The organism is Solidesulfovibrio sp., from assembly GCF_029978005.1.
Lineage (GTDB): Bacteria > Desulfobacterota > Desulfovibrionia > Desulfovibrionales > Desulfovibrionaceae > Solidesulfovibrio.
Map to the genome: position 1 here is coordinate 1 of NZ_JARKOZ010000122.1, position 22,948 is coordinate 22,948.

At 68.2% G+C, this 22,948-nt stretch carries 15 protein-coding genes and 1 pseudogene; 10 read left to right on the forward strand and 6 right to left on the reverse strand.

Annotation, left to right across the window (positions count from 1 at the left end):
• The 4 genes from mdh to Q1K70_RS13905 all read left to right on the forward strand — a co-directional run.
• Positions 1-894, forward strand: an 894-nt coding sequence (gene mdh, locus Q1K70_RS13890; RefSeq protein ID WP_300160753.1) for a malate dehydrogenase, incomplete at its 5' end; no start/stop codon positions are given.
• 48 nt (positions 895-942) lie between these two features.
• On the forward strand, positions 943-1,842 hold the full coding sequence (ttdA, locus tag Q1K70_RS13895; RefSeq protein WP_300160754.1) for a L(+)-tartrate dehydratase subunit alpha: 900 nt from the start codon (positions 943-945) through the stop codon (positions 1,840-1,842).
• Complete coding sequence (gene ttdB / locus Q1K70_RS13900) at positions 1,839-2,444, forward strand: L(+)-tartrate dehydratase subunit beta (RefSeq protein WP_300160755.1); 606 nt, start codon at positions 1,839-1,841, stop codon at positions 2,442-2,444. The genes ttdA and ttdB overlap by 4 nt, the downstream gene beginning before the upstream one ends.
• Before the next feature lie 288 nt (positions 2,445-2,732).
• Positions 2,733-3,599, forward strand: coding sequence for a hypothetical protein (locus Q1K70_RS13905; RefSeq protein ID WP_300160757.1), 867 nt, complete (start codon positions 2,733-2,735; stop codon positions 3,597-3,599).
• A 218-nt stretch (positions 3,600-3,817) separates the two neighbouring features.
• Here Q1K70_RS13905 and Q1K70_RS13910 read toward each other — a convergent pair whose 3' ends face one another.
• The 5 genes and pseudogenes from Q1K70_RS13910 to Q1K70_RS13930 all read right to left on the reverse strand — a co-directional run.
• Positions 3,818-5,965 (reverse strand): multiheme c-type cytochrome, encoded by a 2,148-nt coding sequence (locus tag Q1K70_RS13910; protein ID WP_300160759.1) that lies wholly within the window; start codon positions 5,963-5,965, stop codon positions 3,818-3,820.
• Positions 5,966-5,971: 6 nt separating this feature from the next.
• Complete coding sequence (locus Q1K70_RS13915; protein ID WP_300160761.1) at positions 5,972-7,642, reverse strand: sulfatase-like hydrolase/transferase; 1,671 nt, start codon at positions 7,640-7,642, stop codon at positions 5,972-5,974.
• Between the two features lie 460 nt (positions 7,643-8,102).
• Complete coding sequence (gene mdlC / locus Q1K70_RS13920) at positions 8,103-9,725, reverse strand: benzoylformate decarboxylase (protein WP_300160763.1); 1,623 nt, start codon at positions 9,723-9,725, stop codon at positions 8,103-8,105.
• 113 nt (positions 9,726-9,838) lie between these two features.
• Positions 9,839-10,111 (reverse strand): (Fe-S)-binding protein, encoded by a 273-nt coding sequence (locus Q1K70_RS13925; protein ID WP_366521706.1) that lies wholly within the window; start codon positions 10,109-10,111, stop codon positions 9,839-9,841.
• Positions 10,091-10,324 (reverse strand): annotated as a pseudogene (locus Q1K70_RS13930) (FAD-binding protein); the annotation flags it as partial. The pseudogene Q1K70_RS13930 and the gene Q1K70_RS13925, both read right to left, overlap by 21 nt.
• A 702-nt stretch (positions 10,325-11,026) precedes the next feature.
• Between Q1K70_RS13930 and Q1K70_RS13935 the strand changes: the two are divergent.
• From Q1K70_RS13935 to Q1K70_RS13950, 4 genes are all read left to right on the forward strand, one after another.
• The gene (locus Q1K70_RS13935; RefSeq protein ID WP_300160765.1) at positions 11,027-12,625 is read left to right on the forward strand and encodes an efflux transporter outer membrane subunit; all 1,599 of its coding nucleotides are present in this window, start codon (positions 11,027-11,029) and stop codon (positions 12,623-12,625) included.
• Positions 12,626-12,842: 217 nt separating this feature from the next.
• Positions 12,843-14,012 carry an efflux RND transporter periplasmic adaptor subunit gene (locus Q1K70_RS13940; protein ID WP_300160767.1) on the forward strand — a complete coding sequence of 390 codons (1,170 nt, stop codon included), beginning with the start codon at positions 12,843-12,845 and terminating at the stop codon, positions 14,010-14,012.
• A 115-nt stretch (positions 14,013-14,127) separates the two neighbouring features.
• On the forward strand, positions 14,128-17,274 hold the full coding sequence (locus Q1K70_RS13945; protein WP_300160769.1) for a multidrug efflux RND transporter permease subunit: 3,147 nt from the start codon (positions 14,128-14,130) through the stop codon (positions 17,272-17,274).
• Between the two features lie 40 nt (positions 17,275-17,314).
• Positions 17,315-19,027 (forward strand): SulP family inorganic anion transporter, encoded by a 1,713-nt coding sequence (locus Q1K70_RS13950; protein ID WP_300160771.1) that lies wholly within the window; start codon positions 17,315-17,317, stop codon positions 19,025-19,027.
• Here the strand turns inward: Q1K70_RS13950 and Q1K70_RS13955 are convergent.
• A complete protein-coding gene (locus Q1K70_RS13955) occupies positions 19,024-19,626 on the reverse strand; it encodes an SIS domain-containing protein (RefSeq protein ID WP_300160773.1) in 603 nt (200 codons plus the stop codon). The genes Q1K70_RS13950 and Q1K70_RS13955 overlap by 4 nt on opposite strands.
• A gap of 139 nt (positions 19,627-19,765) precedes the next feature.
• On the opposite strand from Q1K70_RS13955, the gene Q1K70_RS13960 reads away from it, so the two are divergent.
• Together Q1K70_RS13960 and Q1K70_RS13965 are read left to right on the forward strand one after the other, a co-directional pair.
• Complete coding sequence (locus Q1K70_RS13960; RefSeq protein ID WP_300160774.1) at positions 19,766-21,520, forward strand: transporter substrate-binding domain-containing protein; 1,755 nt, start codon at positions 19,766-19,768, stop codon at positions 21,518-21,520.
• The gene (locus tag Q1K70_RS13965) at positions 21,517-22,926 is read left to right on the forward strand and encodes a sigma-54 dependent transcriptional regulator (RefSeq protein ID WP_300160776.1); all 1,410 of its coding nucleotides are present in this window, start codon (positions 21,517-21,519) and stop codon (positions 22,924-22,926) included. Before Q1K70_RS13960 ends, Q1K70_RS13965 begins: the two co-directional genes overlap by 4 nt.
• Positions 22,927-22,948: the final 22 nt, after the last annotated feature.

A 22,948-nucleotide genomic window follows, 5' to 3' on the forward strand; every position in this document is an offset into this window, starting at 1 on the left:
GGCGGCGCGGTCACGCGCCGGCTCATCGAACGCAAGGTCTGCAAGAAGGTCGTGCTGGTGGACCGCATCCCCACCAAGGCGGCCGGCATCGCCCTGGACATCCTGGAGGCCAGCCCCGTGGACCTCCTGGAGCCGGTGTGCCTGTCCGGCGAGGACCTGGAGGAGACCCGGGACTCGGACATCGTGATCGTAACGGCCGGGACCACCCGCAAGGAGGGCATGAGCCGCGACGACCTGCTGCGCATCAACGCCGACATCGTGCGCGACTGCGTGACCAACGCGGCCAAGTACAGCCCCTACGCCTTCTACATCATCGTGAGCAATCCGCTCAACGTCATGTGCCACGTGGCCATGCGCGCCGGGCAGATTCCCCGCACCCGCATCACCGGCATGGCCGGCATCCTGGACGCCAGCCGCTTCCAGTACTTCCTGTCCAAGGAGCTCGGCGTGTCCGTGGAGAACGTCCAGGCCATGGTGCTCGGCGAGCACGGCGAGGACATGGTGCCCGTGCCCCGCTACTCCACCGTAGCCGGCATTCCGGTCACCGAACTCTTGCCCAGGGAGCGTCTGGCCGCGCTCATCGAGCGCACCCGCGACGGCGGGGCCGAGATCATCCGGCTCATGCAGACCAGCGCCTTCTACGCCCCGGCCTCGGCCGTGATCCAGATGGTGGCGGCCGTGGTCATGGACAAGAAGAAGATTTTGCCCTGCGCCGCCTATCTCACCGGCGAGTACGGCCTGCGCGACGTGTTCGTGGGCATGCCGGTGAAGCTCGGGGCGAGCGGCGTGGAGGACATCCTGGAACTGGAACTCACCGACGAGGAGGGCCAGGCCCTGCTCGCCAGCGCGCAGAAGATCAAGTCGCAGCTGGCCCTTCTCGGCGAAACCTGCTGACCCGGCCGGCGCGTGCCGCCGACGGGGAGATGCCAAAGGAGCGTGCGCATGGACAAGCACGAGGCGAAACGGTCGCTGACGGACATCATGGCCCGGTTCACGAGCTACGCGGGCAAGCGTCTGCCCACGGACGTGCTCGGGAGGCTCGCCGCCCTGCGCCAGGGCGAGGAAAGCAAGCTGTCGCGCGTGGTTTTCGACTCCATGTTCGAAAACCTCGCCGCCGCCGACAACCTCGACCGGCCCTGCTGCCAGGACACCGGCGTCATCCAGTACTTCGTCAAGGCCGGGGCCGGCTTCCCCCTGCTCGGCGAACTGCGCGAGGTCCTTACCGAGGCCGTGCGCCGGGCCACCCGCGAGGCCCCGCTGCGCCACAACGCCGTGGAGACCTTCGTCGAGAAGAACACCGGCGACAACACCGGCCTGCGCGTGCCCTGGATCGACTGGGAGATCGTGCCCGGCGATGCCGTCGAGATCGAGGTCTACATGGCCGGCGGCGGCTGCAGCCTGCCCGGCGCGGCCAAGGTGCTCATGCCTTCGGCCGGGTACGAAGGCGTGGTCCAGTTCGTCTTCGACGTCGTCACCTCCTACGGCGTCAACGCCTGTCCGCCGCTTCTGGTGGGCGTGGGCGTGTCCACCTCGGTGGAGACGGCGGCCCGGCTCTCCAAGCTGGCCCTTTTTCGGCCCATCGGCAGCCGCAACCCCGATCCCCGGGCGGCGGAAATGGAAAAGCTGCTGGAGGACGGCCTCAACGAGGTGGGCATCGGCCCGCAAGGGCTCTCGGGCAACTGTTCGGTGATGGGCGTGCACATCGAGAATTCGGCGCGGCATCCCTCCACCATCGGCGTGGGCGTGTCCACGGGCTGCTGGGCCCACCGCCGCGGCTCCATCCGCATCGCCCCGGACTGCGCCAGCTATGAAATCCTCTCCCACAAGGAGGCCGTGCTGTGAAAAAGGTGCTCTCCACCCCCATCAAGGACGAGGACATCGCCGCCATCCGGGTCGGCGACGTGGTGTATCTCGACGGCTATCTCGTCACCTGCCGCGACGTGGGCCACCGCCGCCTCATCGAGCTCGGCCGGGAGCTGCCCGTGGACCTGGCCGGCCTGGCCATCTTCCACGCCGGCCCCATCGTGGCCAAGGACGGCGACGGCTGGAAGATGATCTCCATCGGCCCCACCACGAGCATGCGCATGGAGCGCTTCGAGGAGGAGTTCATCGAGCGCACCGGCGTCAAGCTCATCGTGGGCAAGGGCGGCATGGGCCCCAGGACCGCGGCGGCCTGCAGGAAGCACAAGGCCCTGCACGCGGTCTTTCCCGGCGGCTGCGCCGTGCTGGCCGCCACCGAGGTGGAGGAGATCGAGCGGGTGGAGTGGCAGGACCTGGGCATGCCCGAAGCCCTGTGGGTGAGCCGGGTCAAGGCCTTCGGACCGCTCATCATCTCCATCGACACCGAGGGCAACAACCTCTTCGAAACCAACAAGGCCGTCTTCAACGCCAAGAAAGGGCCGATCATCGACAGGATCTGCCAGCAGGTGCGCTTCATTAAATAGAACTACGTCCTGTCCCTGTCAGCCGCTACACCGTGCTGGCGAAGAAAAGGCCCGTGCCTGAAGCGCGGGCCTTTTTTCGCGTTCGGATTTTCGTGCAGTGGCCCGTCGCGGCTCCTGGACCAGCCGGCCATGCCCAGGCATATCGTTGGCCGGTCCAGTGTCCCCGGTCGGAAGCAATAGATCGCGATTGCATAAAAATTGACGTCAATCTATATCGATCGCACACTTGCTGCCTTTCGGGTGTCCGAGGTCGGGACCGCGCAACGAAGTTTCTCGGGGATGGGGGGAATGATGCAGAAGACCGTACTGTCGCTGTTGTTTCTGGTGACCTTCTTGGGGGGCGCTTCCTCCGCTTGGGCGGAAGAGGTCGCGCCCAAGGAGAAGATGCAGGAGCTCATGCAGAAATCGAGCAACCCGGTGGGCGAGCTCTGGATGATCAACAACCAGTTCAACTTCAATCAGATAAGGAGCGACAAGCTCGAAGCCTTCAAGCATCCGAAGACGCAGTTCAACTGGAATTTTCAGCCCATCCTGCCTCTGGACCTGTCCAGCGACGTGCGCATGATCGTGCGCCCCGTCATCCCGCTGTACAACAGCCCGTACTTGGCCGGCCGCAACGAGGTCGACTACACCTCCGGCTTCGGCGACATCGGACTCATGACCATGTTCGCCCCGAACACCGACGCCGCATCGGGCTTCATGTGGGGCGTGGGGCCCACGGCCGTCTTCCCCACGGCGGCGAACAAGAATCTCGGCAAGGGCAAATGGCAGCTCGGCGGCGCCGTGGCCGCGGTCTATCTCGATCCGAAGTGGGTGGTCGGCGTCTTCCCGCAGCAATGGTGGTCCGTGGGCGGCGACCCGGACAGGGAGAACGTGAGCTTTTCCAATATCCAGTATTTCCTTTGGTATTCGCCGTTCCCCACTTGGCAGGTGGGTATGGCCCCCAACATCTACATCGACTGGGAGCAGAAAAAGGCCGAGGACCGGCTGACTCTGCCCGTGGGACTGGGCGTGGCCAAGCTCTTCATGCTCGGCAAGCTGCCGATCAAGATCGCCGTGGAGGCGGACTACTGCGTAGTGCGGCCGAGCAATCAGCCGAGCAACGAATGGACGTTTCGCATCAACTTCACGCCCATCATCAAGAAGCTCTTCTAGCCGCGCGTCCGCTTTTCAGCGACGCCGCAGGCGTCCGGTCCGCCGCCCGGGAAACGCGCCTGCCCGCGTTTCCCGGGCGTGACGCGCAAGACGCCCGCACCCTGCCGTCCCGGCGACGTCCTGGCAGACTTCGCCGGGACGGCAGACTGTTCTGACGACCTTTCCCAGAAATTCCGAAGAGTTGTCGACGCCCTGCCGGGCGATTCCCGGCGGCCGCCTTATTGGTCGCCGTACCTGGACCGGTAGACCTCCAGGGCCTTGGCGTACTTGGCGTTGTCCGGGGCCAGGGAGGCGGCCCGGCGCAGGTGGCCCAGGCCCGCGGCCGGGTCGTCGCGCACGGTAAGCAAACCCAGGTTGTAGGCGGCCTCGGCCAGGCGCGGATCGCGGGTCAGGGCGTCGGCCAGGGCGGCCTTGGCCGCGTCGGTCCGGCCCAGTTCGGCCAGCACCAGCCCCAGGTTGAAGGCGGCCACGGCGCTTTGCGGGTCGGCTTCCCGGGCTTTGGCCAGGAGCGCGGCCGCGCCTTCCAGGTCGCCCTGCCGGGCCGTGGCCATGGCCGCGTTGATGCGCGGCGCGGCCGCGTCCGGGCGCAGGCGCGTGGCCTGGGCATAGGCCTCGATCGCGCCGGCCAGGTCCCCGCGCCGCAACCGGTCGTTGCCCAGGTTGTAGCGCCCGGCCCAGTCGTCGGGCCTTGCGTCGAAGGACGCCTGCAACTCCATGGTAGCCCGTCCCACGGCCTCCAGGGCGTCCTCGGGCAGGGCCTCGCTCGGCGCGCCGGCCAGGGCTTCGGCCGCGCGCACGCGCACCAGGCGCGACGGGTCGGCCGTGGTCCGGGCCAGGGCGGCGACCACGGCCGGGTCGCGGTCGTCGGCCAGTGTCTCGGCCGCGGTGGCCCGCACGTAGGGGGAGGGGGCGGCCAGGGCGGCCAGGAGCGCCGGCCGCTTGCGCGCGTCCGGACAGGCCCTGAGAAGCCGGGCCAAGCCGGCGGCGAACACCGGCTCGTGGCCCGGGTCCCGGAGATAGGCCAGCATGTCGGGGAGCGTCGTCCAGTCGCGGCGGCGGGCCGCCTCGATGAGCGCCGCCCGGGCCAGGACCGGGGCCTGGTAGTCCCGGGAGCGCCAGGAGCGGACCGTGGCGTCGGCCCAGGCCGCGTCCTTGTCCGGGTGGCAGCCCTGGCAGGCGTTGGGCGAGCCGAAGCGCAGGGTCGCCGCCGGGTTCGGCGGCAGCATGGAGTGGTCGGTGCGGACCATGCGGGCGAAGCGCGTCTGCGGCATGTGGCAGGACAGGCACCGGCCGCCGGGGCCGTCCGGCTTGTGCCGGGTGTGGGCCTCGGGGTTGGCGGCCTTGTCGGCGTGGCAGGACAGGCAAGCCTGGTCGGGATTCTGGCGCTGTTTGAACCGGCCGCTCGAGGTGTGGCAGAACACACAGGAGAGCTTGCCGTTTCTGGCGCAGGGCGAAAGCATCCAGGAGGTCTGGGTGAAGTTCTCGCCCAGGTCCCGGCCGTCGGGGTAATAATCCGGGTTTTCCAGACCGGCCAGGTCGAAGTGGTCGAAGAAGTCGTCGCCCGGTGCGAAGCCCGCCGTGATGGGGATGAGCTTGGCGTGGCAGGAGGCGCAGGCGTCGTTTTGCCTGGGGACCGGCAGCCCTTTCCCCCAGCTCAGGATGCGCAGGTCCTGGGGCACGGTCCCCTTGGGAGCCTGGGCGCAAACCTCGTTGTGGGCCTTGGACGGGCCGTGGCAGGTCTCGCAGTTGATGCCGGGCTCGGCCCAGGCCGTGTCGTAGGCGTCCGTGGCCGGGTCGTAGTTGATGGACAGCTGGCTGACGTGGCAGCCGTGGCAGGAGGTGTTGAAGGTGTAGGCCGGGTCGCGCCAGTCCACCGGGCCGGTGGCCTCGGCCTGTCCGTGGTGGCGTCGCCGGCCGCTCGCGGCCACGTCGAACCAGGTTTTCTCCACCGCGTCGTAGGCGATGGGCAGGGTCTGGAGCCGGCCCCGCTCGAGGGGCGTCAGGAAATAGTAGACGTTTTTTCCGCCGAGAACCTGGGCGATGGGGTAGCGCCGTTCGCCGTCCGGTCCCGTTTCGAGCACGTAGCCCTGGCCGGGGCCGACGAGCGCCTTGTAGCGTCGCTCGCCCACGGCCGCGTCCAGGGCCTGGGCGGACAGCGCCCTGGCGGCGAAGGCGTCGTCGTAGGGCTGCATGGCCAGGCCGTGGCGCGAGGTGGACCACAGTTCGTAGAACCGGGCATGGCAGTCGCGGCAGCTGGCCGACCCGGCGTAGCCTTCCGGCGCGGCGGCCATGGCCGGGGCCGGACACAGGAAAAAAAGCAGCAGGGCGAGGGCGCCCTGCTGCTTGATCGCGGCGCGAAGGGACATGGACGATCAGTGGGGGAGTTTGAAGTTCGGCGGGAACTTGGCCAGGACCTGCCGTCTGTAGCGCCCGAATTCCGTCTGCAGGATGGACAGGACGGGATCGTGGCGCAGGCCGACGCTCGCGTCCTCCTGGGGGTTGGTGTACAGATTGAACATCAGCGTGCCGCCGGTCTTGTCCAGGACGCCGCCGGAGAAGCCGGCGTTCCAGCCCTTCTGGGTGATGAGGTCCGTGACCTGCACGGCCTGGTGGTACTTGAACTCGTCGATGCGCACCGCGGCGAAGGTGGTGAGCATCCAGTACAGGACGCTGCGCCGGTTGGAGTCGCCCTTGTCGGCCAGCAGGAAGGAGGCCTGGTCGATGCCGTCCACGTAGCGGTCGGCCGGCAGCATCTTGCCGATTTCCGCGCCCGGCTTGCCGGCCAGGTTCAGGGCGGTGGGGAAGATGTCGGCCAGGTCGAACAGGCCCTCGGACTTGCGCGGCGCGATCATGCCCTTCCAGTAGACGAAGGTCGGCACGCGCACCCCGCCTTCCCAGGTCGTGCCCTTGTAGCCGCGGAAGGGGCTGCGGCCGTAGGGGTACACCTCGCCCTCGGGGCCGTTGTCCGAGGAGAAGAGCACCAGGGTGTTCTCGAGCTGCCCGGACGCCTCGAGCGCCTTCATGATGCGGCCGAAGTTGTCGTCCACCTCGACCATGCAGTCCGAATAGGTGGTGTGGGCCCGGGATTTGCCGGCGAACTTGTCGTTGGGGTAGTTGTCGAAATGGCAGCCCCGCGTGCCGAAGTAGAGGAAGAAGGGCTTCTTGCTCCCGGACTGGTCCTTGATGAACTTTTCGGCGTAGGCGGTCCAGTCCTGGTCGAGATTCTTGATCGTGTCCAGGTCGATGAGCTGCACGGCCTGGCAGGGCTGGCCTTTGACGCAGTGCACGTCGTTGTGGTTGAAGTCGAGCTTGTCCATGTAGGCGAAGCGCGCCGGATTGAGGGCGATCTCCGGGTTGTAGTAGACGTCGCGCCATTCGGTGTACATGTCGGACACGGACAGAAAGCCCCGGAAATCGTCGAAGCCGACGTTTTGCGGCTGGGAGCCCTCGTTTTCGCCCATGTGCCACTTGCCCACGCCCTGGGTGACGTAGCCCAGGTCGGACAGGAGCTTGGGCAGGGTGACGGCCCCTTCCAGGCCGCCGGGCTGGCCGTACATGGGCGGGTACTGCAGGCCGTGGTGCACGGGCAGCTGGCCGGTCATGATGGTGGCCCGGGTGGGCGTGCAGCTCGGCTGGGAATAGGCCGAGGTGAGGATGAGCCCGTCGGCCGCGAACTTGTCGAGGACCGGCGTGTCGTTGCCCACGGCGATGCCGCCGCCGTTGAAGCCCACGTCCATCCAGCCCACGTCGTCGGTGAGGAACACCACGATGTTGGGCTTTTTGCCGAAGCGTTTCTCCAGGGCGGCCAGCTTGTCCTTGACCTGCTTCTCCTGGTCCGGGTGGGGGATGACCGGCTCCATGTTCTCGGCGATCTTCACGGCTTGGACCGTGAGGTACTGGTCGGACTGGGTGGAGCCCTTGGCCGTGGCGGGCCCGGTCATGGAGCCCCGTTCGTTGCCGGCCAGGGCGTCGGACAGGGACAGGGCGAGGCAGAGCAAAAGGGCCGGGACGAGGAAAAGCGGGAAAAAGGGGCGGTTCGCCACGGTTGACCTCCTGAGGCGCACGGTTTCGGAATGATGCGAAAGAAGGTTCATGGAGGCAGATGCCGGTAATCCATAACGGATTTTTCCGATATTGGGAAGCGATAACGGGCAGGGGAATGATTCTTAGGCGGACGCATCAGTCCGGCCGGCCGGGGAGGCCGGGGCGATGCTTCAAGGGGGGCGCCGCGTGGCGGGCCGTGGCCCGGGGCATCAGGGAAAGGGGTGTTTGCCGGATCGGTTCTTTCTGGAGTCCAGATCCTTTCGCCGTCGCCGGAAACGCGACGCCGGAGGCGAGTGCATGGGTGGACGTGTCCCGTTGCATTCGTCAAGCCCGGCCGGGCCGGACGGTTGGGACACGTTCCATGGGACAGGGCGCTTCGAACTGAGCCGCCGCAGTCCGAAACGATTTCGGGGGAGGCATGACGCATGTCTCCCCCTTTCCGTTTCGGGCCGTGACGGGCTAGTCGGACAGGAGTTTGTGTATCGTCTTGTCTATAGGAATCTCGATGACGCTTACGCCCTTTCGGGCCAGGGCCTCGGCGAAGCCTCGCCGCACCTCGTCCAGGCCGGCGGCGCGCCAGGACCTGGCCCCGTAGCCGTTGCCCAGGGCGACGATGTCCAGGCCAGGCAGGTCGAGGCCCGGCACGCCCGGCGTCTCCTCCAGCAGGGCGAAGGCCTTGAGGATGCCGTACTCCTCGTTGCGCAGCACCACGAAGACGAGGTGGACGCCGTGCTGCACGGCCGTCCACACGGACTGCGGCGCGTACTGGAACGAGCCGTCGCCGATGACGGCGACGACCGGCCGGCCGCGGCCGGTGCTCTGCTCGGCCAGGGCCAGCCCCACGGCCGCGGGCATGCCCCAGCCAAGCGCTCCCGAGGCCATCATATAGTAGCTGTCGGGCCTGGCGATCGTCCCGAGCCTGGTCTGGGCCATCTCGCCCATGTTGGAGGGGGATTCGTTGACCAGGACGTAGTCTTCGGGGAGGTGCTCGGACAGGGCCGCGAACACCTGCATGGCCGTAGGCGTCGCGCCGGCGTCCTGGAGGATGTCCTGCGCCTTTTCGTGGACGAAGGCCGGCCCGGGCTTTCCGGCGGGGCGCTGGCCCAGCCTGTCCAGGAGCGCCTGTATGGCCAGCAGGCTGTCGCCCACCAGGCTGTCGCCGGCCACGGACTTGGCCGCCTCGTAGGCGCTGTCCGTGATCTGCAGCAGTCCGGTCCCGGCCGGCAGGTAGTCGCCCGGCACCCAGGGATAGTAGCGAAAGACCGGCGCGCCGACGACCACCACCAGGTCGTGGCCGGCCACGGCCTGGCAAAGGGGCCCCACGGCCGCCGGCAGCATGCCGGCGTAGAGGGGATGGTTCTGGGGGAAGGGCACGTTTTCCGTGAACGGGCCGAAAAAGACCGGGGCCTCGAGCCGCTCGGCCAGGGCGATGCCCGCGTCCCAGGCCTGGCTTCGCGACAGGTCGCCGCCGTAGACCAGGGCCGGGCGTCTGCTCGCCGCGATGCGCGCGGCGAAGTCGGCGAGGCGCGCCGGGTCCGGGGCGATGCGCGCGGCCACGGTGCGGTGGACGTCCACGTCGTCCATCTCCTGGTCCCAGTCGTCCAGCGGCAGGGACAGGAACACCGGGCCGGTCGGCTGCTGCACGGCCATGGCGTAGGCGCGCATGAACGCGCCGGGCACGTCCTGGGGCCGGCTCGGCTCGTAGCTCCATTTCACGTAGGGGCGCGGCAGCTGGGTGGGCTCGAAATTGGTCAGGAAGGGCTCGGACAGGAGCATCTGCCGGGTCTGCTGGCCGGCGGTGACGATCAGGGGCGTCTTGTTGAGGCAGGCCGTGAGCATGGCCCCCATGGCGTTGCCGATGCCCGCGCCGGTGTGCACGTTGACGAGGACCGGCTTTTTGAGGCCCTGGGCCAGGCCGTCGGCGATGGCCACGACGTTGGTTTCCTGCAGGGCCAGCACGTAGGTGAAGTCGGCGGGGAAGTTCTTGAGGAAGGTCTCCTCGGTGGAGCCCGGGTTGCCGACGACGGTGGTCAGGCCCAGGCGGCGCAGCAGGTTGAAGGTCACTTCGCGGACGAGGGGCATGGGCAGGCTCCATGGGTTGAGGTTTTCCGCCGCGACCGTGCGCGCGCCTGGGCGGCGGCAGGGGGTGCGGCGAACGTACCACGGCCGGCCGGGAAGGCAAGTCGCGGCCGGATTCAATCCGCGTTGGCCACGGCCACGAACTGCGCCGTGTGCAGGACCCGCACGCTTCCCTGGCGGCGGCTCAAGCCGTCGTTGACATGCATGCGGCAGGCCGGGCAGCCGGTGACGAGGGTTGCGGCTCCGGTGGCTTCGATGCTGGCGACCTTGGCGTCGTTGATCCTGCGGGCCAGTTCGTAGCGCGTGAGGCTGAAGGTGCCGCCGCAACCGCAGCAGGTGTCGGCGGCGGCCATCTCGGCGAATTCCACCAGCGTCCCCTCGGAACCCACGAGGAGGTGGGGCAGGTCGTAGCCGGCCACGTTTTTGACGCACTTGCCGCCGGTGCGGATGATCTCTCCCGAAGGCAGCACCGCCTCGACGCCGAGGACGTAGTGCTTGGTGGTGCCGTATTTGACGCATTGCAGCCCGCCCGCGTCGCAGGCCGCGTTGCCGCCGATGGAGGAGAATGCGTCGCTGGACGGGGCCGGCGGATAGAAAAGCCCGTGGCGCGGCCTCGGCCTTGGCGATGTCCTTGCTGTCCATGGTCCGCTCCTGGGAGGACGGTTCCGTCGCGTCGCATGCCGCCTTGTTCGATCCAGTAAGGCAAAAAGGGCTCAGGCGCATCATAAACATCCAAACAATGGGGGTGGCGTATATTTCTGGGACAATGCCATGGAATCGAAGTCCTGGTGAAAACATGCCCAGCGACAGACAAGGCGGGGAGTTCTCGGCGAGGGGCCAAGCGAACACCTTACAAAATCCATGCAGTCCGGCCTGGACGGGCGCGCCAAACGTTGCGGCAGGCCGCCGCCGTGGTCCGGCAGGACTGGAAACGACGGGGAGGGGATGGCGCGTTGCAACAGGCGCGGCTCGTGTTGCGCGAGACGCCGCCATCGCCGGACGGAGCCCAAAGACAAGTCCGCGCGGGAAAGGCTGGGGCGTAGTGGAGCCGTCCGGATGCGGCGGTTCGTTGTATTTTTTGAGGCCACCGTTTTTTTGTCGCGAAGTCCTTGACAGGAAAGAGCAAAACAGAAACAAACACACAAAAGACAAATCGCCGCGGCCGAGACGGCCTGCGCCTGCGCAGCGTGCCGTGAGCACAGGGGCATGCGGCCTTTTTCTTGCGACGATTTGCGGTGCAAGTCTTTTCGGCGGAAGCGGCCAACCTTTCATCAACCTGCGTCCGGGCCACGGGATCGGTTTCCATGCGCGCGATCCGTTTCAGGTCGTCCCTTTGGGCGGCGCTTGCGCTGTCCTTGCTTGCCGCCGGCTGCATGAAGGTCGGCCCCGACTTCAAGCGCCCCGACGCCCCGGTCTACGGGGAATGGCAGGAGAGCGGGGACAAGACCCTGCGGCCCGGGGCCGCCGTGCAAAACGAGTGGTGGGAAGCCTTCGGCGACCCGACGCTGGCCAGGCTCGTGCGCGACTCCTTCGACCAGAACCTGCCCCTGCGCGAGGCGGGGCTGCGGGTCATCGCGGCCCGGGCCCAGCTCGGCATCGCCGTGGGCAACCTCTATCCCCAGACCCAGACGGCCTCGGGCGGCTACACCTTCGAGAAGATCAGCCACCTGAGCCCCTCCTGGCCCCAGCCGGGCACCTCGGCCAGCACCCCGGACGCGGTCTGGCAGAACACGCTGGCCGGCAACGCCTCCTGGGAGATCGATTTCTGGGGCAAGTACCGCCGCAGCATCGAATCGGCCGACGCCTCCCTGCGGGCCAGCGCCGCGGACTACGACAATGCTCTGGTCAGCCTGGCCGGCGACGTGGCCACCGCCTACCTGGACCTGCGCATCAACCAGGAAGAGCTCAAGATCGCCCGGCAAAACGTGACGATCCAGACCGAGGGCCTCAAGATCGCCGAGGCGCGCTACCGCTTCGGGGCCACCAGCGAGCGCGACGTGCAGCAGGCGAGGACCATGCTGCTCTCGACCGAAGCCACCATTCCGGGCTTCGAGAGCGCCATCAAGAAGAACCGCCACGCCCTGGCCGTGCTCCTGGGCCTGCCCCCGGATACGGCGCCGGAGGGCCTGGACGACGCTTCGGGCATCCCGGCCCCGCCCTGGGAGATCGGCGTGGGCGTGCCGGCCGAACTCCTGCGCCGCCGGCCCGACGTGCGCGCGGCCGAGTACGCGGCCATGGCGCAATGCGCCAAGATCGGCGTGGCCAAGGCCGACCTCTTCCCCTCGTTCTCCCTGGTCGGCAGCGTCGGCTTCCTGGCCAGCGACGTGGGCGCGTTCCGCCTGTCCGACCTCCTGTCGCAGCAGGGGTTCATGGCCCAGTTCATGCCGCAGTTCACCTGGAACCTCTTCAACTACGGCCGCATCATGAACAACGTGCGGGTCCAGGACGCCAAGCTCCAGGAACTGCTCGTGCGCTACCGCCAGGTGGTGCTCACGGCCCTCAAGGAAGTCGAGGACGCCCTGGCCGGCTACATCGGGGCCAGCGCCCAGGTGGTCTCCCTGGCCCAGGCGGCCGAGGCGGCCAAGCGTTCGGCCGAACTGGCCTTCATCCAGTACAGCGAAGGCAAGACCGACTACACCACCGTGCTCGTGGCCCAGCAGCAGCAGCTCAAGCAGCAGGACGACCTCGTGACCATGCAGGGCACGGTGGCCACCACCCTGGTCGGCCTCTACCGGGCTCTCGGCGGCGGCTGGCAGGTGCGCGAAGGCCTGCCCTACGTGCCCGAGGAAGTGCGACGCGAAATGGAGAAGCGCACCTGGTGGGGCCGGCAGATCAAGGAAGACCCGGCCAAGGTCGAGGACCCGGCCAGGAGCGGGGCGCGCCTGTATGTGCCCGACCTCTAGCCGGGGCGGGATGTCGTCGGGAATTTTCGCGGCCGGCCGATCGTGAAGTCGGACGGCTTGATGCGATTGCGGGTGGAATGACGGGAACGCGCCACGGCGTCGGGGCGGGGGATTTTTCGCGGATGTGAACACGCAGCAAGGCAGGCCGAACGGCCCGCCGCCGGGCCGCCGCAAAGACCGGGCCGGCGCGGGCGGACGCCCTGCCGACGGACAGCCCATGCACACGCAGCACCGAAGGATCGTCGCGGCCCTGGCCGCCCTGTGCCTCCTCGCGGGTACGCTTTTCGCCCTTGCCGGCTGCAAGGGCGGCAACGAATACGTGCCGCCGCCGCCCCCCAAGGTGAAGGTGGCCAAGCCCGAGCGGCGCGAGGCCACGGACTACCTGCAGTTCACCGGCAACACCCAGGCCGTCAACAGCGTGGACCTGCGGGCCCGCATCGAGGGCTTCCTGGTCAAGCAGGCCTACGTGGACGGCGCGGAAGTGAAAAAAGGCCAGCTGCTCTTCGTCATCCAGCCCGAGCCCTACGAGGCCAAGCTCCAGGAAGCCAAGGCCCAGCTCATGAGCCAGCAGGCCGGGCTCCACCAGGCCGAGATCGAATACGTGCGCGCGAAAAACCTGCTCAAGGAAAAGGCCGGCCCGGACACGGACGTGGTCAAGTGGGACGCCCAGCGCGAGCAGTACAAGGCCGGGGTGGAAAGCGCCAAGGCGCAAATCGAGATCGCCCAGATCAACCTGAGCTACACCCGGGTCACCGCCCCCTTCGACGGCCGGGTCAGCCGGCGCAACGTGGACGTGGGCAACCTGGTCGGGGCCGGCGAGAAGACGCTGCTTGCCACCATCATCAGCTACGACCCCATGTACGTCTACTTCACCCTGGGCGAGCGCGACCTGCTGCGCCTGCAGGAAAGCCGCGGCGGCTCCGGGGCTCCGGCCGATCACGAGAAGATTCCGGTCGAGGTCGGCTTCAGCAACGGGACGGATTATCCGTACAAGGGCCTGCTCGACTATTACGGGCTCGGCATCGATCCCAAGACCGGCACCATCCTGCTGCGCGGCGAACTGGCCAACAGCGACGACAAGATCGCGCCGGGCCTTTTCGCCCGGGTGCGCATACCGCTTAAAAAACGCGCCGCCCTGCTCGTGCCGGACACGGCCGTGGGCCAGAGCCAGATCGGGCATTACGTGCTGGTGCTCGGCGGCGACGGCGTGGTCGAGCAGCGGCCCGTGACGGTGGGCTTCTCGGTGGACGACATGGTGGTGGTGGAAAAAGGGCTCACGGGCGACGAGCAGGTCATCGTCTCGGATCTGCAACGGGTCCGGCCGGGCGGCAAGGCCGAGGCCGTCGCCGCCGCGCCCAAGGCCCCGGCCGCCGGGGCCAAGCCCTAGTGTCGCGTCCTCTGAAAGAGCCTCTGCTTTCGAGGGGACGGCATATTAGGATAACTATTTTTCCTTAAAAATACGGACGTATTTTCAAGGGACGCAACACTAGAGGCCACGACCCATGTTCTCGAAATTCTTCATCGAACGGCCGGTCCTGGCCAACGTGATGGCGGTGCTGATCATGCTGCTCGGCGTGGTGACCCTGCTGGGCCTGCCCGTGGCCCAGTACCCCGACATCACCCCGCCCACGGTGCAGGTCACCACCAGCTTCCCGGGCGCGAGCCCCCAGGTCATCATCGAATCCGTGGCCGCGCCCATCGAGCAGCAGGTCAACGGCGTCGAGCAGATGCTCTACATGAGCTCCAACAGCGCCTCGGACGGCTCCTACACCCTGACCGTCACCTTCGAGGTCGGCACCAACGTGGACATGGCCACGGTGCTGGTCCAAAACCGCGTCAACCAGGCCCTGGCCCGCCTGCCCCAGCAGGTCCAGGCCCAAGGCATCACGGTCCAGAAGAAGTCCACGGCCATCCTGCTGTGCGTCTCCCTGGAGTCGCCGGACAGCACCTTCGACAGCCTGTTCCTCTCCAACTACGGCTACCTGCGCGTGCGCGATGAGCTCTCCCGCATCCCCGGCGTGGGCTCGGTCACGGTCAACGGCAGCGACGAATACGGCATGCGCCTCTGGCTCGACCCGGACAAGGTCAAGACCTACGGGCTCACGGCCCAGGACGTGGTCAACGCCGTGTCCCAGCAGAACGTCCAGGTGGCCGCCGGCCAGATCGGCCAGCAGCCGGCCCCGGACACCATGCACTTCCAGTACATGATCCAGACCCAGGGCCGCCTGGAGGAGGTCAGCCAGTTCGAGGACATCATCCTCAAGGCCGACTTCAACCAGACGGGCCAGGTCGTGCGCGTGCGGGACGTGGCCCGGGTCGAGCTCGGCAGCAAGACCTACGACCTCTTCGCCCAGAAAAACGGCAAGCCGGCCAGCCTCGTCGCGGTCTACCTCCTGCCAGGGGCCAACGCCCTCCAGACCGCCGACCTCATCAAGGCGGCCATGAAGAAGATCGCCGCGGACTTCCCCCCGGGCCTGATCTACGAAATCCCCTTCGACACCACGACCTTCGTCAACCAGGCCATCCACGACGTCTACAAGACCCTCATCGAGGCCGGCATCCTGGTGCTTTTGGTCATCATGCTCTTCCTCCAGGACTTCAAGGCCATGCTCGTGCCCGCCACCACCGTGCCGGTCACCATCCTCGGGGCCTTCATCGCCATGGCCATGCTCGGCTTCTCCGTCAACCTGGTCACCCTTTTCGGCATCATCCTGGCCATCGGCATCGTGGTGGACGACGCCATCATCATCGTGGAGGGCACGGCCCACCACATCGAGCAGGGCAACTCCCCCCACGACGCGGCCATCCTCACCATGAAGGAGCTGTTCGGCCCCATCATCGGCATCACCTTGGTCCTCATCTCGGTCTTTCTGCCGGCCTCGTTCCTGCCCGGCATCACCGGCCAGCTCTACCGCCAGTTCTCCCTGGTCATCGCCGCCACGGCCGTGATCAGCGCCATAAACGCCGCCACCCTCAAGCCCACCCAGTGCGCCCTGTGGATGAAGCCCCACAAGGGGGAGCTCAACGCCTTCTTCCGGGGGTTCAACGCCGTCTACCAGCGTTGCGAGAACGTCTACGCCAGGATGGTCGGCTTCATGGTCCGCCACGCCAAGATGGCCATGCTGGGCTACGTGGTTCTCATCGTGCTCACGGGACTGGGATTTTCCTCCCTGCCCACGGGCTTTTTGCCGGAAGAGGACCAGGGCTACGCCATCATCAGCGTCCAGCTGCCGCCGGCGGCGTCGCTCACGCGCACGGCCGCCGTCATCAAGGAGATCGACGGCATCCTCAAGGACGCGCCGGGCGTGGCCGACTGGATCACCTTCGGCGGCATGTCCATCCTCGACTCCCTCAACCAGCCCAACATGGCCGCCATCTTCATCACCTACCTCGACTGGGACAAGCGGCCCGAGGGCATGACCCAGGCGACCATCCTGCGCTACGTGCAGGCGCGCCTGGCCGGGCTGCAGGACGCCGTGGCCTTTGTGATGGTGCCCCCGGCCATCCAGGGACTGGGCCAGGCCGGCGGCTTCCAGATGATGGTGGAGGACCGCGGCAACCTCGGCCCCCTGGCCCTGCAGAACGCCTGCTACGGCCTCATCGACGCCGGCCGCACCCAGTCGGCGCTCACGCCGCTCAACGTCACCTACAACTCCTCCACGCCCCAGATCTACGCGGACATCGACCGCACCCAGGTGGAGTACAAGGGCGTGAGCTTAAACAGCGTCTTCAATACGCTCTCGACCTACATGGGCTCGACCTACATCAACGACTTCAACAAGTTCGGCCGCGTCTACCAGGTGCGGGCCCAGGCCGAGTCGCGTTTCCGCCTCAAGGCCGCGGACGTGCTCCAGCTCGAGGTCCGCAACAACAAGGGCGAGATGATGCCCCTGTCCGCGGTCACCTCCATCAAGGACATCCTCGGCCCCACGGTGCTCACCCGCTACAACCTCTACACCTCGGCCTCGGTCTACGGCTCGGCCGCCCCGGGCTTCAGCTCGGGCCAGGCCCTCACGCTCATGGAGCAGATGGGCCGGGACCGGCTGCCTTCGTCCATGGGCATCGAATGGACGAACATGTCCTACCAGGAGAAGAAGGTCGGCAACGAGGCCTATATGATCTTCGCCCTGGCCGTCATCCTGGTCTACCTCGTGCTGGCCGCCCAGTACGAAAGCTGGTGCACGCCGACAGCCGTCATCCTGGTCGTGCCCCTGGCCCTGCTCGGCACCATGGTGGCGCTCATGATCCGGCACATGGACAACAACGTCTATACGCAGATCGGCGTGGTGCTGCTCATCGCCCTGGCCAGCAAGAACGCCATCCTCATCGTGGAATTCGCCCGCGAGCGGCGGGCCAAGGGCGAGGACATCGCCCAGGCCGCCGTGGAGGCGGCCCGGCTGCGTTTTCGGCCCATCCTCATGACATCCTTCGCCTTCATCCTCGGCGTGGTGCCTCTGCTCACCGCCTCGGGCGCGGGCGCGGCCAGCCAGCGGGCCGTGGGCACGGCGGTCTTCGGCGGCATGCTGGCCTCCACCATCCTGGCCGTGCTGGTGGTGCCGGTCTTCTACGTGCTCGTGCAGGGCTTCGCGGAAAAACGTCTCGGCGTGGACAAGCCCAAGGTCGAGTCCTCCGGCGGCGGGGCGCATTAGGACCGCCGGCCCGCGCCGCGTCAGGGGCGGGGGAGGGGACATGCCGTTTGACCGCCGCGCTGGGGGGACGGGGAGGACCGCCGCCGGGCCGCTTTGGCCGGACGTCCTGGCCGGCCTGACCTTGTGGGGCGTGCTCGTGCCCGAGGCCCTGGCCTACGCCGGCATGGCCGGCCTGCCCGTGGCCGCGGGCCTGTACACGCTTTTGGCGTCGCTGCCGCTCTATTTCCTCTTCGGCGGCAGCCCGGTCCTGGTCTGCGCCGCCACCTCCGCCGAATCCATCATGATGGCCGCCGTCGTCGCCCCCCTGGCCGGGGGCGACCCAGTCCGCTACGCCGCGCTCACGGCCCTGCTCGTACTGCTCACGGGCCTGGTCTTCCTGGTCTCCGGGCTCATGCGCCTGGGCCGCGTCACCTCTTTTTTGTCCAAGCCCGTCATGACCGGCTTCATCAGCGGCCTGGCCGTCTACATCGCGGCCAACCAGCTCCACAAGCTCCTGGGCCTGCCCCGGGGCCACGGCGACACCTTCATGCAGGTTCTGCAACTGGCCGCCGACATCGGGCGCTGCAACCAGTCCGCCCTGGCCGTGGGCCTGTCGGCCCTGGCCCTGCTTTTCGCCCTGGAACGGTGGACGCCGCGCCTGCCGGCCGGGTTTTGCGTCATGGCGCTCGGCATCGCCGTCTCGCGCCTTCTGGATCTCGAGGCCCGGCACGGCGTGGAGGTGGTGCGCGGCGTCGCCACCGGCCTTCCCGGCCTGGTCGCGCCGGCCTGGGGCATCGCCGACGTGCGGGCCGTGTTCCCGGCGGCGGTGGGCCTGGCCCTGGTGGCCTTTTCCCAGGCTTTGGGCGCGGCGGAAAGCTACGCCCGGCGTTTCGGCAGCCGGGTCGACGCCGACCGGGAGCTGCGTGCCCTGGGCCTGGCCAACCTCGGCTCCGCGTTTCTGGGGGGACTGCTCGCCGGCGGCAGCATGTCCTCCACGGCGGTCAACGTCGCGGCCGGGGCGCGCAGCCGCGTCTCCTCCCTGGCCACGGCGGTCCTGGTCGTCCTGACCCTGTGCTTCCTGACCCCGGTCTTCGCGGGCCTGCCCGAATCCGTGCTCGGGGCCGTGGTGATGCACGCCGTCATCAAGCTGTTCAAGCTCGGGGAGCTCAGGCGCTACCGGGCCATCAACCGCTACGAGTTCGTGCTCTCCCTGATCGCGCTTTTAGGCGTCGTGGTCCTCGACATCCTGCCCGGGCTGGTCCTGGCCGTGTCCGCCTCGCTTCTGCGCCTGATCGTCTTCGCCAGCGGCGTGGGCCTGTCCGTCCTGGGCCGGCTCGACGGCTGCGCCGTGGCCTGGGTGGACACGGCCCTGCACCCCGGAGCGCGGGAAATCCCGGGCCTCAAGGCCCTGCGCATGGAAGGGGCGCTTTTCTTCGCCAACGCCGAGAAGTTCCACGACGCGGTCCTGGCCCGGTGCGGGGCCGGCACGGGCGTGCGCGTCCTTGTCCTGCAACTCATGGCCAACCGCCGCCTCTGCGTCACCGGCGCGGACATGCTGCGCGAGCTGGCCGGGGAGCTGCGGGCCATGTCCGTGCGCCTGGTCCTGGTCGACCTGGCCCCGCAGGCCCTGCGCATGCTGCGCGACGACGGCGTCATGGAGATCGTCGGCGAAGACAACGTCTACCCGAGCGTGGAACTGGCCGCGGCGGCCGTGGAGGGGAGCCTCGTCGCCGGGGCCGGGGGGGCCGGCGGGGAGGGGAGCGGCGAGGCCTAATTGTCGCCGTAGAGCTCGAGGAAGATGTCCAGCCAGCAGTGGAGCAGGGCCTGGTGTCCGGCCTCGGCCAGGCCGTAGGTGGGGGCCGGAATCCAGAAATTGAGGTCCCCCATGCGCCGGGAGCGGTTGTCGGCCTTCATGCCGGACACGGTGATGACCTTGAGGTCCAGGCGACGGGCCGTCTCGATGGCCCGCACGACGTTGGGCGAGTTGCCCGAGCTGCTCACCGTGACCAGCAGGTCGCCCGGGTTGGCGAACCGGGCCAGGGGCACGGCGAAGCATTCCTCGTAGCGGATGTCGTTGCTGATCGCGGTCATGAGCGCCACGTCGTTGAAGGCCATGGCCCGGCAGCCGCAGTTCTTGCTGAAGTCGGCGGCCATGTGGGAGGCCATGGCGGCGCTGGCCCCGTTGCCGATGAAGAACATGGTCTGGTCGGCCTGCTTGGCCTCGTGGCACATGGCGCACCATTCGAGCAGGCCCTGCTCCTGGGGCAGTTCGCGGCTTTCGCCGTCGGTGACGGCCATGGCCGCGAGGGCCTTGTGCAGGGCGTCCAGGTAGGACGCGTAGCGCGTGGGGCTGGGGATCTGGTCGTTGTGCATGGGCGGCCTCCGTGGGGCGTTGCCTCGCCCCTTGCCGCTCTCGTTAAGCCACAACGGGGCCTTGGGCAAGCCGGCGGCGGCTCCGGCGGCGTCGCCCGCGCCCGGGGGAATTGACGCGCCCGGGGAAACGCGGCAGGGCATGGCCATGAACGGTCGCGCCCCGCGCTTGTTCCTCCTGGCCTGCCTTTGCCTGCTGGCGCTTTCCGTCCTGGAGCCGGTCCCGGCCCGTGCCGCCGAGACCTGGGACGCCGCCCGGGACATTCCCGGAATCCTGCGCCCGGTCCGGGTCGGCGGCGACCGGGACTACCCGCCCTACGAATTCCTGGACAAGGACGGCCAGCCGGCCGGCTTCAACGTGGACCTCACCCGGGCCGTGGCCGAGGTCATGGGCATGCGGGTGGAATTTCGCCTCGGGGCCTGGGCCCGGGAGCTGCAAGCCCTCAAGGACGGCGAGGTGGACCTCCTCCAGGGCATGACCTATTCCGACGAGCGCGACCAGTATATGGACTTCGCCCCCCACATCATCGTCAACCACGCCATCTTCGCCCGCCGCGACACCGCGCCCGTGTCCAACCTGGACGAGCTGGCCGGCAGGAAGGTCATCGTGCACCGCGGCGGCTACATGCACGACACCCTGGCCGCCAAGGGCTTCGAAAAGGACCTCATCCTGTCCGACACCCCGGCCGACGGCCTGCGCCTTTTGGCCTCGGGCCAGGGCGACTACGCCGTGGTGGCCATGCTGCCGGGCAGCTACATCATCCGCGAGAACAAGCTCGACAACATCCAGGCCGTGGCCCGGTCCGTGGCCACGGTGCGCTACGGTTACGCCGTGCCCCAGGGCCGCGAGGCCCTGCTCGCCCGCTTCAGCGAGGGCCTGGCCATCCTGCGCGAGACCGGGCGCTACCAGGCCATCCACGACAAGTGGCTGGGCGTGCTCGAGGACGGCAAGGTCCGCTGGGAGACCATCGGGCTCTACGTCGGGGCCGTGGTGACCCCGCTTCTGACGCTCCTTGGCGGCTCCATGCTGTGGACCCATTTCCTGCGCAAGCAGGTGGCCCAGCGCACGCGCTCCCTGACCGAGGCCATGGAGGAGCTTTCCCGCAACCAGCGCCAGCTGGTTCAGGCCGACAAGATGGCGGCGCTCGGCATCCTGGTCTCGGGCGTGGCCCACGAGATCAACAATCCCAACGGCTTGATCCTGCTCAACATCCCCATCCTGCGCAAGGTCCAGGCCGACGTCCTGCGCCTGCTCGACTCCTGGCGCGAACGGGAAGGGGAGTTCACCCTGGGCGGCATCGCCTACGGCCGCATGCGCCAGGAACTGCCCAAAATGCTCGAGGAGATGCAGGAGGGGGCGCTTCGCATCAAGCGCATCGTCAACGACCTCAAGGATTTCGCCCGCAGGGAGGAGGGGGCCGGCAAGGCGCTCATCGACGTGGGCGACGCCTCGCGCAAGGCCGTGCGCCTGGTCGAGTCCACCATCCGCAAGCACACCGAACACTTCACCGTGGACTACGAAAAGGACCTGCCGCTGGTCTGGGGCAATTCCCAGCGCATCGAACAGGTGGTGGTCAACCTCATCCTCAACGCCTGCCAGGCCCTGCCGGACAAAAGCCGCGGCATCGCCATCTCCACCCGCCACGACGCGGCGCGCGGCAAGGTGATCCTGTGCGTGCGCGACGAGGGCAGCGGCATCGCCCCGGAGCATCTGCCCCACCTGACCGACCCCTTCTTCACCACCAAGCGCGACGCGGGCGGCACGGGACTGGGCCTTTCCGTCTCCGCCGGCATCCTCAAGGAGCACGGCGGCGCGATCACCTTTGAATCCTGCTTCGGGGAGTGGACCATGGCCTGCATGGAGCTGCCCGCGGCCAGGGAGGAGTCCGGCGCGTGACCACCGTTCCCTATCCCGCCTTCGGCATCCTCATCGTGGACGACGAGCCGGCCTGGCTGCGCTCGCTGTCGCTGACCCTCGAATCCTCGGCCGGCATCACCAACACGTTCCTGTGCCAGGACAGCCGCGAGGTGCTCGCGCTCCTCGACAAGGGCGGCGTCGGCCTGGTGCTGCTCGACCTCACCATGCCGGGGCTCTCCGGCGAGGAGCTGCTCGCGGCCATCGCCGAGCGCCATCCCGACGTGACCGCGATCATCATAAGCGGCGTGAGCCAGCTCGACACGGCCGTGCGCTGCATGAAGCTCGGGGCCTTCGACTACTACGTCAAGACCGACGAGGAGGACCGCATCGTCGGCGGCGTGCTGCGGGCCATCCGCATGCAGGAGCTGCGCGACGAGAACCTGGCCGTCAAAAGCCGGCTGGTGGCCGGCGGCCCGGCCCATCCCGAGGCCTTTTCCGGCATCGTCACCCGCTCCCGGGCCATGCACGCGGTGTTCGCCTACATCGAGGCCGTGGCGGCCAGCCCCCAGCCCCTGCTCGTCAGCGGCGAATCGGGCGTGGGCAAGGAGAACCTCGTGCGCGCCGCCCATGCCATAAGCGGCCGCGACGGGCCGCTCGTGGCCGTCAACGTGGCCGGCCTCGACGACGGCGTGTTCGCCGACACGCTCTTCGGCCACGTGCGCGGGGCCTACACCGGGGCCGACGCCCCGCGCCGGGGCATGATCGAGGAGGCGGCCGGAGGCACGCTTTTTCTCGACGAGATCGGCGACCTGTCCGTGGCCTCCCAGGTCAAGCTCCTGCGCCTGCTCCAGGAGGGCGAATACTTTCCGCTGGGCAGCGACCAGCCCAAGCGGCTGCGCGCCCGGGTGGTGGTGGCCACCCACCGCGACCTAGCCGTGGACGAAACCGAGGGCCGATTCCGGCGCGACCTCTACTTCCGGCTGCGCACCCACCACGTCCACATCCCGGCCCTTCGCGAGCGCAAGGAGGACATCGAGCCGCTTCTGCGCCATTTCCTGGCCGAGGCCGCCGCAGCCATGGGCAAGCCCGTGCCCACCGCGCCGCCGGAGCTGGCCGGCTGCCTGGCCGCCTACCATTTCCCGGGCAACATCCGCGAGCTGCGGGCCATGGTCTTCGACGCCGTGAGCCTGCACGCCGGCCGCATGCTGTCCATGAAGACCTTCCTGGCGGCCATGGACCGGGTCCAGCCCTGTCCCGCCCCCGCGCCGGCGCTCAACCCCTTCGCCCCCTTCGAGCAGCTGCCGACCTTCGCCGAGGCGGCCCGCTTCCTGGTGGACGAGGCTCTTTCCCGCTCGGGCGGCAATCAGACCCTGGCCGCGAGGCTGCTCGGCATTTCCCAGCCGGCGCTCAGCAAACGCCTCAAGCACGCCGCCAAACCCTCATAACACGGAGGAAGGCCATAACCCG